Genomic DNA, 10891 nt, shown 5'->3' on the forward strand with positions numbered 1-10891 from the left:
GGGCGGGGGGACGTCCATCGCGGGCAACGCGGTCGGGCCGGGGGTCGTCGTGGACGTCAGCCGGCACCTCAACCGGGTGCTGGAGATCGATCCCGAGGCGGGGACGGCGCTGGTGGAGCCGGGGATCGTCCAGGCGCGGCTGCACGAGGCGGCGGCCGTGCACGGGCTGCGGTTCGGGCCCGATCCGTCCACCCGGACGCGGGCGACGCTCGGCGGGATGATCGGCAACAACGCGTGCGGGTCGCGGGCGCTCGGGTACGGGCGGACGAGCGACAACGTGCTCGGGCTGGACGTCGTGACCGGCTCCGGGGAGCGGCTGAGGCTCGGCGACGTCCCCGGGAGCGGCGGGCGGGAGCCCGCGGTCCTGGAGCGCCTGCGGGGGCTGGTGGGCGACAACCTCGCCCTGATCCGGACGGAGTTCGGGCGGTTCGGGCGGCAGGTCTCCGGCTACTCGCTGGAGCACCTGCTCCCCGAGAAGGGGTTCGACGTCGCGCGGGCGCTGGTGGGCAGTGAGGGGACGCTCGCGCTGACCCTGGCGGCGCGGGTGCGGATGGTCCGCGAGCCCGGGTGCCGCGTGCTGGCCGTGCTCGGGTTCGGGTCGATGGCGGAGGCGGCCGACGCCGTCCCCGCGATCCTGCCGCACGGGCCGGTGGCCTGCGAGGGGCTGGACTCGCGCATCACGGGCGTCGTGCGGGAGCGGCGGGGCGCCGACGCGGTGCCGCCGCTGCCGCGCGGATCGGGATGGCTGCTCGTGGAGCTCGCCGGGCCCGAGACCGGGGCGCTGCGGGACGCCGCCCGCAAGGTCGCCGCCGACTCCGGCTGCACCGACTCGATGCTGGTCGAGGACATGGCGCTCGCCGACGCCCTGTGGCGGATCCGGGAGGACGGATCGGGGCTGGTGGCGCGCACCCCGGAGGGCGAGCAGGCGCACGCGGGCTGGGAGGACGCCGCGGTCCCGCCCGAGCGGCTCGGCGTGTACCTGCGGGAGTTCGAGGCGCTGCTGGCGGAGTACCGGCTGTTCGGCGTCCCGTACGGGCACTTCGGGGACGGCTGCATCCACGTCCGCATCGACTTCCCGCTCGGGCGGGAGGACGGCCGCCGCGTGTTCCGGGACTTCCTGGGCGAGGCGGCCGCGCTGGCGGCCCGGCACGGCGGCACCATGTCCGGCGAGCACGGGGACGGCAGGGCCCGCAGCGAACTGCTGCCGCACATGTACTCGGCGGAGGCGCTGGCGCTGTGCGCGGACGTCAAGGACGTCCTCGACCCCGGCGACGTGCTCAACCCGGGGATCATCGTCCGCCCGGCGCCCGTGGACGGCGAGCTGCGCGCGGTGCGGGCCGTCCCGCTCAAACGCGGCCTTGCCCTCGCCTACCGCGACGACCGCGGGGACCTGTCGCGGGCCGTGCACCGCTGCACGGGGGTCGGCAAGTGCCGCGCCGACAACACCGCGGCGGGCGGCGTCATGTGCCCGTCCTACCTGGCCACGCGGGAGGAGAAGGACTCCACGCGCGGCCGGGCGCGGGTGCTGCAGGAGGTCGTCAGCGGGAGCCTCGGCCCGGACGGCTGGAAGTCCGCCGCGCTGCACGACGTGCTCGACCTGTGCCTGGCGTGCAAGGGGTGCGCGTCGGACTGCCCGACCGGCGTCGACATGGCGTCCTACAAGGCGGAGGCGCTGCACCGGCGGTACCGGCGGCGGATCAGGCCGCGCTCGCACTACGCGCTCGGCTGGCTGCCCCGCTGGACGCGGCTGCTCGCCCGGGCGCCCGTCATGATCAAGCTCGTGAACGCCGGGATGCGTGCGGCGCCGCTGCGGCCCGCCGTCGCCTGGAGCGCGGGGATCGACCGGCGGCGCACGCTGCCCGCCTTCGCCCCGGTGACGTTCCGGCGCTGGTTCGCGTCCCACCGCGGCACTGAAGGGCGCAACGGCGAGGTCGTCCTGTTCGTGGACAGCTTCACCGACGCGTTCTCCCCCGACGTCGGCAAGGCGACCGTGCAGGTGCTGGAGCACGCCGGATACCGGGTCACCGTCACCGGGCGCCCCGTCTGCTGCGGGATCACGTGGATCTCGACCGGTCAGCTGGCCGGGGCCCGCGCGCAGGCCCGCCGCACCGTCCGCGAGCTGCTCCTGCACGTCCGGCGCGGCGCGAAGGTCGTCGGGATGGAGCCGTCCTGCACGGGCGTGCTGCGGTCCGACGCGGCGGAGCTGCTGAGCGGGGCCGACGCGGCCGCGGCACGTGAGGTGGCCGCCGCGACCCGCACCCTCGCGGAACTGCTCGCCGAGACCGCCGGCTGGACGCCGCCCGACCTGTCGGGGGTCACCGGGATCGCGCAGCCGCACTGCCACCACCACGCCGTCATGGGCTGGACGAAGGACGCCGCGCTCCTGAAGAGCGCGGGCGCGCGGGTCGGCAGGCTCGGCAACTGCTGCGGACTCGCCGGCAACTTCGGCGTCGAGAAGGGCCACCACGACGTGTCGGTCGCCGTCGCCGAGTACCGGCTGCTCCCGGCGGTCCGCGACACCGGCGAGGACGACGTCGTCCTCGCCGACGGCTTCAGCTGCCGCACCCAGCTCGGCGAACTGGCGGACCGCGAAGGCGAGCACCTCGCCCAGCTCCTCGCCCGGCACCTCCCGGACGGCTGAGCCGCCCGCGAGGCGTTCCGCGAGCGTTCAGGCCCGAGTCCGCGGGGCTGCTTCCCGCGTCATGATCCGCGGGCCGGCCGCCCCCGCGATCGGTCCCGCGGCCGGCCGAGGGTGCGGGACAGGGTGAGGGCGGCGGTGTGGACGGCGGGCGCGACTGCGGCCAGGCGCATGCCGCTCGACCATCCCGACACCGACAGGGCGCCGAGCGCCAGGCCGTCCGGGCCGAGGACGGGGCTCGCGGCGCACACGATCCCGGGCCCGGACTCCTCGCGGTCGTAGGCGACGCCCTCCCGGTGGATCGTCTCAAGCTCCCGGGCGAAAAGGCCCGGCGCGGCGACACTGCGCCCGCTCGCCTTGACGAGGCCGGCGTCCAGGACGGCCTGCACCGCGTCCGGCCGGGAGAACGCCAGGATCGCCTTGCCGACACCGGTGACGTGGGCGGGCAGCCGCCCGCCGACCTTCGAGGGCAGTTCCGGCCCGCCGGGCGAACCGAGGATCTCCACGTAGACGACCTCGGTGCCCTCCAGGACCGCGAGGTGGACGGTCTGCCGCGTCGCCTCCCGCAGGTCCGACATGTACGGGACGGCCGCGTCCCGCAGGACCCGCTGGCGCGGCACGCGCTGCCCGATCTCGAACAGCTTCAGGCCGAGCCGGACGCGCGTGCCCTGCCGTTCGAGCAGCCCGGCCGCCACGAGGTCGAGCGCGATCCGGTGCGCCGTCGACCTCGGCAGGCCGCTGCGGCGGGCGAGCTCGGCGGCGCCGAGTCCGTCGTCGTCCGCGTTGAACGCGGTCAGCACCGCGACGGCGCGGCGCAGGAACGTGTCGTCGGACGCCATGCCCCCAATGTAGAAGAGCTGTCCCACCACGCGGGACGGCCGCGTTGCCCCGGCGTCCCGGGCGGGGCAGGCTCGGAACCGCGCGGACGAGATGCGCGGAGTAGACGAGAGAGGACATCCCATGGACCCCGGTTCGGTGGAGAAGGCCGCCGCCGCGCTGCTCGACGCGTACGCGACCGGCACCCCGGTTCCGCCGCTGACGGCGGACCATCCGCACATGACGGTGGCCGACGCCTACGCGGTCCAGCTCGCGCAGGTGACGACGTGGACGGGCGCGGGCGCGCGGATCAAGGGCCACAAGGTGGGGCTGACCTCGGCGGCGATGCAGCGGCAGATGGGCGTGCACCAGCCGGACTTCGGTGTCCTGCTGGACTCGATGTTCTTCCAGGACAGCGCCCCCATCGACCCCGGCCGGTTCCTGCAGCCCCGGGTCGAGCCGGAGATCGCGTTCGTGCTGGACCGCCCGCTGGCCGGTCCCGGCGCGACCGCCGCGGACGCCGTCGCGGCCGTCGAGTACGTGCTCCCGGCGCTGGAGGTGATCGACTCCCGGATCGCGGACTGGAAGATCACCCTGCCGGACACGATCGCCGACAACGCCTCCAGCGGCGGTGTCGTGCTCGGCACCCGGCCGGTGCGGCTGGACGGCCTGGACCTGTCGCTGATGGGCTGCCTGCTGCACCGCGACGGCGACCTGATCGACACCGGCGCGGGCGGGGCGGTGCTGGGCTCGCCGATCAACGCGCTGGTCTGGCTGGCCAACGTCCTCGGGGAGCGCGGTGTGCCGCTGGAGGCGGGCCACGTGGTGCTGCCCGGCTCGATCACCGCGGCCGTTCCGGTCGCCCCCGGTGAGACCCTCACCGCAACGTTCGCCGGGATCGGCTCGGTGACCGCCCGGTTCGGAAAGGAGGCAGGACGATGAGAAGGCTGAGCGCCGCGATCGTCGGGCCCGGCAACATCGGCACCGACCTGCTGGTCAAGCTGATGCGCAGCGAGCTGGTCGACGTCCACTCGATGGTGGGCGTCGTGCCCGAGTCGGACGGGCTGGAGCGCGCCCGCGAGCTGGGCGTCCCGGCGTCGGCGGAGGGCGTGGACTGGCTGCTGTCGCAGCCCACGCTGCCCGACATCGTGTTCGAGGCGACGTCGGCGAAGGCGCATCTGGCCAACGCCCCGCGCTACGAGGAGGCCGGGATCACGGCGGTCGACCTCACGCCCGCCGCCGCGGGACCGCTGGTGTGCCCGCCGGTGAACCTGGACACGCTGTCGGACGCGCCCAACCTCAACATGATCACGTGCGGGGGGCAGGCGACGATCCCGATCGTGCACGCGGTGTCGTCGGTGGTCCCGGTGCCGTACGCGGAGATCGTCGCGTCGATCGCGTCGCGCTCGGCCGGTCCCGGCACCCGCGCCAACATCGACGAGTTCACCCGGACCACCGCCCGCGCCATCGAGACGGTCGGCGGCGCCGGACGGGGCAAGGCGATCATCATCCTGAACCCGGTCGACCCGCCGATGATCATGCGGGACACGGTGTTCTGCGCGATCCCGTCGGACGCCGACACCGCGGCGATCGCCGAGTCGGTCGAGAAGATGGTCGCCGAGGTCGCCGCGTACGTGCCCGGGTACGCGCTGCGCGCCGAGCCGCAGTTCGACGAGCCGCGCGACATCTGGAACGGCATGGCCCGCGTCGCGGTGTTCCTGGAGGTCAGGGGCAACGGCGACTACCTGCCGCCGTGGGCCGGCAACCTCGACATCATGACCGCGGCGGCCGCCCGTGTCGGTGAGCAGCTCGCGCGCAGGAAGGCAACCGATGACTGAGCAGAACACCGCGGAGCCGAGCACCGCCCAGAAGATCAGGATCACCGACTCGACGCTGCGGGACGGCAGCCACGCGATGGCGCACCGCTTCACCGAGGAGCAGGTCCGCGGGGTCGTGCACGCGCTCGACGGCGCCGGCGTGGAGGTCATCGAGGTCACGCACGGCGACGGCCTCGGCGGCTCGTCGTTCAACTACGGCTTCTCGCTGGAGGACGACGTCAAGCTCGTCGCCGCCGCCGTGGACGAGGCGACCCGCGCCAGGATCGCCGTGCTGATGCTGCCCGGCGTCGGCACGGTGGAGGACCTCGGGCTCGCGCACGACGCGGGCGCGTCCGTGGCGCGGATCGCGACGCACTGCACCGAGGCCGACGTGTCGCTGCAGCACTTCGCCGCCGCCCGCGACCTCGGCATGGAGACCGTCGGGTTCCTGATGATGGCGCACCGGGTCGGGCCGGAGGAGCTGGCGAAGCAGGCCCGGATCATGGTCGACGGCGGCGCGCAGTGCGTCTACGTCGTCGACTCCGCCGGCGCCCTCGTCCTCGGGGAGGCGCAGGAGCGGATCAGCGCGCTGGTCAAGGAGATCGGGCGGGAGGCGCAGGTCGGCTTCCACGGCCACCAGAACCTGTCGCTGGGCGTCGCGAACTCGGTCCTGGCGCAGCAGAACGGCGCACTGCAGATCGACGGCGCGCTGTGCGCGCTGGGCGCGGGGGCGGGCAACTCCCCCACCGAGGTGCTCGTCCCGACGTTCGAGCGGCTCGGCGTGCCGACCGGGGTGGACGTGCAGGGCGTCATGGCCGCCGCCGACGACGTGGTGAAGCCGTTCCTGCACCGGCTCCCGTTCGCGGACCGCGGCGCGATCACGCAGGGGTACGCGGGCGTGTACTCCAGCTTCCTGCTGCACGCCGAGCGGGCCGCCGAGCGCTACGAGGTCCCGGCGCACGAGATCCTGCAGAAGGTCGGCGAGGCCGGCTACGTCGGCGGCCAGGAGGACATGATCATCGACGTGGCGCTCCAGCTCCGCGCGGAGCGCGAGCGCACCGGGTAGGCGGCGGGACGGGAGCCCGCCGCGGCGCGGGGGGCTCCCGTCCACCGCGGCCGGGCGCCCGCATCGGTGATCTTTGCATCATGCAAACGCTGGGATAGCTTGGCGGCATGACCCACGAGGACCATCGCGCGTCGACTCCTCGCGGGCGGGCGCGCCGGGAGCAGTTCGTGCGGATCGGGCTCGATCTGCTCGCCGAGGGCGGCTGGGCGGCGATCACGGCGCGGGCCGTGGCGGACCGCGCCGGCACCCGTCCGGGCCTGCTCCACCACTACTTCAACGGGCTGCCGGGGCTGCACGTCGCCGTCGCGCAGCGGGCCACCGAGATGATCGTCGACCCGGTGGTGGACGCGCTGCTCGCCGCCCCCGACACCCCGGCGGCGGTGGCGGCGCTGCACGATCTCGTCCCGCACATGGCGGCCGGGGAGCGCAACCTCAGGCTGGCCGCGGAGCTGCTGGTCAGGGCGTTGCGCGATCCGCGGATGGCCGCCGAGCGGCGGGACTGGTCGCGGGCCGTGCGCGACCGGATCTCCGGGCGGCTGGCGCAGCTGCGCCCGGACTGGCCCGCGGAGCGCCGCGCCGGCACCGCGACGCTGTGCACCGCCCTGCTGGACGGGCTGCTCCTCCAGCTCGTCCTCGACCCCGGCCTGCCGACCGGCCCGGCCCTCGACGCGGCCGCCGCGCTGGTGGCGAAGCCGTGACCCGCGGGCGCCGACCCCGCCGGCGGGCGAAGGCGCCCCGGGCCAGGTGCGGCCGGGGGCGCCTTCGGTGCTCCGGCGGTACGCTCAGCCGTCGTCGCGCGGGGCGTGCGCCACGGCGACCGGTGCGTCCGCGTGGTGCAGCAGGGCGTGGCTGACCGAGCCGAGCAGCAGGCCGCGGAAGCCGCCGTGCCCCCGGGAACCGACGACGACGAGCCGGGCCTCCGCGGCCGCGGCGAGCAGGACCTCGCGGGGCCGCCCCGGCACGACCTCGGTCCGGACGCGCACGCCGGGGTACTTGTCGCGCAGCGGCGCGACGAGCCGGTCGAGCCGTTCCGCGGCGAACTCGCGCAGCGATCCGGCGTCCAGCAGCGGCGCGGGCCCGGTCTCGACCTCGGCGGGCCAGGCCGCCACCGCCACCAGCTCGGCTCCGCGCAGGTCCGCCTCGGTGAACGCCAGGGCGACCGCCTCCAGCGACGCCGCGGACCCGTCCACACCGACCACCACCGGGCCGTCGGGCCGCCGCCCCGCCGGGGGGTGGTCCCGCACGACCACCACGGGGACCGAGGCGTGCGACGCCAGCTCCACGGCCGTCGATCCGAGCACCAGGCCCGCGAACCCGCCGCGGCCGCGCGTACCGACCACGATCAGCTCCGCGTCGGCGGCGGCCTCCAGCAGCACGGGCGTCGGGCCGCCGCGCCCGATCACCGCGCGCACCTCGCCGGTCTCCTCGCGGGCGTGGTCGGCGCCCTCCGCCACGACCTTCTCGGCCGCCGCGACCAGGTCACCGACCGGAACGGCCATCGGGCCGGCCGCCGCGTACATGTCCCAGGCGTGCGCCACCGTCAGCGGCACGCCCCGCAGCCGCGCCGCCACGGCCGCCCACCGGACCGCCGCCCCGCTCGCCGGAGAACCGTCGTATCCCACCACGACACCGCGGTCGCCGCTCATGATGCCTCCCTCGTCGTCACGCCCCCAGCCTCGCGAGGCGGGCGGACACCGGGCAGAGGCGGTGGTCCGTCAGGTCCGGGACCTTCGGCCCGGGATGATCGCCACGGGGAGGGACGCCCGGCGGAGCATCGCGGAACTGGTCGCGCCCAGCGGGTCCAGGCCGGTTCCGCGGTCGCCGAGGACGAGGAGCCCGGCGCCGTCCGCCGCCCGTTCCAGCGCCTCGCACGGGCGTTCCAGCATCAGCGAGACCGTGACGTCGACCTCCGGGTGGCGCTCCCGCCACGGTGCCACGACCTCATCCAGTTCGGCGGTGCGCTTCTTCTCCAGCAGCTCCGTGTCGGTGAACAGCACCAGGTCCGCCTCGTCCACCGCCGTGGGCTCCCAGCACCCGTAGACGACGTGCAGGTCCCAGCCGCGCAGGGCCGCCTCGCCGAAGGCGAAGCCGAGCACCGCGGAGCAGCCCTCCGCCGCGTCGGTGCCCGCGACGACCCGCCGGGGCCATTCCGCCGCGTCCGGGACGACGATCACCGGCCGTCCCACCCTGGCGGGCACCTCCAGCGCGGTGGCGCCGGTGTCCGGGCGCTCCCCCGAGCCGATCACGGTCAGCTCGGCCGCGCCGGACGCCTCCAGCAGCGCCTCGTCCACCGGCCCCCGCAGGAGCCGCCGGCGCACCGTCCCGGGCGCGCCCAGTTCCCGCGCGCGGCGGACGCCCTGCGCGAGCAGGTTCTCCCCCGCGCGCTTCCTGATCGCCTCGGCGTCCGGGTCCTCATGGCCGCTCGCGTAGGGCCAGTGCCAGCAGTGGCAGATCATCAGGTCGAGGTCGCGCCGCCGGGCCTCCTCGACCGCCCAGCGCAGTGCGCCCTCGTTCTCCTGCGTCCCGTCGTAGCCGAACAGGACGTGCGGCCGCTGGTTCCCATCCACGCCGTTCATGTGCCCGCCTCCTTGGTGAACACTTTTCATATCCGGCGGCCGCACCGGGTAACGGGAAGCGGCGCCGGAAGAAAGTGCCCATTGCCCAGTCTGCGCGCTAACCGGGCAACGTAGAAGAGGCCGGACGTCCCCGGCGGGCGGATTCGAGGCGCCCACCGGGGATGGAGCGTGCCAGTCGCATTATCGGGCGGGCGTTATCGGCCGGCTCGGGCCCGCCCGATCAATCGAACTTGTAGCTGCGGGCGCTCGGGCCTTCGATGGTGTCGAGGACCTTGAGCCCGCCCGGCGCCTCCGCGTCGGCTCTGGAGACGAACACCTTGCGCGTCGGGGGCTCACCCGGCCTGGTGTAGTCCAGCGCCCCGGAGAACAGGCCCCGCGTGTCCAGCCCGGACGTCTCGTGCATCGCGGCGACCACGCCCTTGGGCGTGAGGTCGCCGTTCTCGCACGCCTTCTCCAGTGCCGTGGCGAGCAGTTCGGACTGCCCGTAGGCGAGGGGGACCTCCCAGCCCTTGGTGCCGTCCGGCGCGTTCTTCTCGAACATCTCGGCCGCCGTCTTCACCCCGGCGCCCTCCCCGTTGTAGGGCGCGACGCTGGTCACCGTGTAGAAGTTCTTGAGCAGCCCTTCCCTCGCGGGGGTGTTCAGCAGGGCCGGGCTGAACGTGGGCGTGTTGCCGATCAGGGGGACGTTCACCCCGTTGGAGGCGAGCACGCTGGCGAGCGAGGACAGCTGCGACGGGGCGGCGCCGAGGATGACGCCCTTGACGTCCGCCCGCTTCAGCGCCGCCGCCTGGGCGGACATGTCGGACTCCTGCGGGGTGATCTTGATCGGGTGGACCTTCAGCCCGCGCGCCGCGGCCGCGTGCTCGGCGCCGGCGAGCGAGTCGCCGCCGAAGTCGCCCTCGAAGTAGACGTGCCCGATCGTGCTGCCCGCCGGGACCTTCAGCGTGTCCACAAGGTAGTCGACGGCGTTGGCGGCCTCGATGCTGTACGTGGTGCCCGGGAGCTGCGCCACCTTGTACTCCAGCGCGACGCTGGCCCAGCCCATGCCGCCGACGTAGAGGTCGTCCTTCTCCGCGAGCGGGAGGACGGCCGCGACGGCGGGCGAGCCGAGCACCTGCTGGAGCGCCACGACGTCCGGCGACATGCTGCGGTACAGCGACACCGCGCGCTGCGGGTTGTAGCCGTGGTCCCGGACGTCCATCGTGATCTTCCGGCCGCAGATGCCGCCCTGGGCGCTCCTGGCCGCCCAGTACGCCTTCTTCTCCTGGACCTGCACGGCGGCGCCGGCCTTGAACGGCCCGGACAGGTCGGTGAGCACCCCGATCCTGATCTCCGAGCCGGTGACGCCGTTGCCGGTGCGGACCCCCGAGCCGTCGCCGTCTCCGGATCCGGCGTCGGGGTCGGTCGTGCTGCACGCCGTGAGCGCGGCCAGGCACAGCGCCGCCGCGGCGAGGGGACGGATCGTCATGGGGCGGTCTCCTTCAGGCTGGAACGTTCGGCCGGACGCGCGGGCCGGGACGGCCTCCCGTCCCGCTCGGTGCGGCTCCCCACGTGGCGCAGGGCCCCGGCGAGGCCCCCGCGCAGGAAGATCAGGACGGCGATGATGGCGACGCCGTAGACGAACCGGCTCAGCGTGGCGGCGTCGACGCCGCCGGAGCCGGGGGCGGACAGGAACGGCAGGTGCGCGCTGTACTGCACGAGCAGCAGCGGCAGGACCGAGACGAACACCGCCCCGGCGGACGCGCCCGCGATCGAGCCGGCCCCGCCCAGCACGATCATCACCAGGTAGTCGATGGACACCGTCAGCGCGAACGAGTCCGGCGCGATCCGGCCGAACGCCAGCGCCGTCAGCGCGCCGGCGACCCCGGCGTAGACGGAGGAGACGGTGAACGCGGTGGCCTTGACCCGGGCGACCCGGATGCCGACGGACGCCGCGGCGGTCTCGCCGTCGCGGACGCCGGCCATCGCCCGCCCCGCC

At 74.9% G+C, this 10891-nt stretch carries 10 protein-coding genes; 5 read left to right on the forward strand and 5 right to left on the reverse strand.

Annotated elements, in window-relative coordinates; all coding sequences use genetic code 11:
* On the forward strand, window positions 1-2641 hold a 2641-nt coding region (locus E1289_RS32820; RefSeq protein ID WP_131987236.1), incomplete at its 5' end, for an FAD-binding and (Fe-S)-binding domain-containing protein.
* Window positions 2642-2700: 59 nt separating this feature from the next.
* Here the strand turns inward: E1289_RS32820 and E1289_RS32825 are convergent.
* Window positions 2701-3477, reverse strand: coding sequence for an IclR family transcriptional regulator (locus E1289_RS32825; protein WP_131987238.1), 777 nt, complete (start codon window positions 3475-3477; stop codon window positions 2701-2703).
* Between the two features lie 121 nt (window positions 3478-3598).
* Between E1289_RS32825 and E1289_RS32830 the strand changes: the two genes are divergently transcribed.
* From E1289_RS32830 to E1289_RS32845, 4 genes are all read left to right on the forward strand, one after another.
* Window positions 3599-4396 carry a 2-keto-4-pentenoate hydratase gene (locus tag E1289_RS32830; protein WP_131987240.1) on the forward strand — a complete coding sequence of 266 codons (798 nt, stop codon included), beginning with the start codon at window positions 3599-3601 and terminating at the stop codon, window positions 4394-4396.
* Window positions 4393-5292 carry an acetaldehyde dehydrogenase (acetylating) gene (locus E1289_RS32835; protein WP_131987242.1) on the forward strand — a complete coding sequence of 300 codons (900 nt, stop codon included), beginning with the start codon at window positions 4393-4395 and terminating at the stop codon, window positions 5290-5292. Before E1289_RS32830 ends, E1289_RS32835 begins: the two co-directional genes overlap by 4 nt.
* Window positions 5285-6337, forward strand: a complete 1053-nt coding sequence (dmpG, locus tag E1289_RS32840) for a 4-hydroxy-2-oxovalerate aldolase (RefSeq protein ID WP_131987244.1) — start codon at window positions 5285-5287, stop codon at window positions 6335-6337. Before E1289_RS32835 ends, dmpG begins: the two co-directional genes overlap by 8 nt.
* A 107-nt stretch (window positions 6338-6444) precedes the next feature.
* Window positions 6445-7035 (forward strand): TetR/AcrR family transcriptional regulator, encoded by a 591-nt coding sequence (locus E1289_RS32845; protein ID WP_207929304.1) that lies wholly within the window; start codon window positions 6445-6447, stop codon window positions 7033-7035.
* 84 nt (window positions 7036-7119) lie between these two features.
* On the opposite strand, the gene E1289_RS32850 is transcribed toward E1289_RS32845, so the two are convergent.
* The 4 genes from E1289_RS32850 to E1289_RS32865 all read right to left on the reverse strand — a co-directional run.
* On the reverse strand, window positions 7120-7983 hold the full coding sequence (locus tag E1289_RS32850) for a universal stress protein (RefSeq protein ID WP_131987246.1): 864 nt from the start codon (window positions 7981-7983) through the stop codon (window positions 7120-7122).
* Between the two features lie 69 nt (window positions 7984-8052).
* Window positions 8053-8913, reverse strand: a complete 861-nt coding sequence (locus E1289_RS32855; RefSeq protein WP_131987248.1) for a universal stress protein — start codon at window positions 8911-8913, stop codon at window positions 8053-8055.
* A 220-nt stretch (window positions 8914-9133) separates the two neighbouring features.
* The gene (locus E1289_RS32860) at window positions 9134-10381 is read right to left on the reverse strand and encodes an ABC transporter substrate-binding protein (RefSeq protein ID WP_131987250.1); all 1248 of its coding nucleotides are present in this window, start codon (window positions 10379-10381) and stop codon (window positions 9134-9136) included.
* Window positions 10378-10891, reverse strand: a 514-nt coding sequence (locus tag E1289_RS32865; protein ID WP_131987252.1) for a branched-chain amino acid ABC transporter permease, incomplete at its 5' end; no start/stop codon positions are given. The genes E1289_RS32860 and E1289_RS32865, both read right to left, overlap by 4 nt.

The organism is Actinomadura sp. 6K520 (assembly GCF_004349245.1).
Classification (GTDB): domain Bacteria; phylum Actinomycetota; class Actinomycetes; order Streptosporangiales; family Streptosporangiaceae; genus Spirillospora.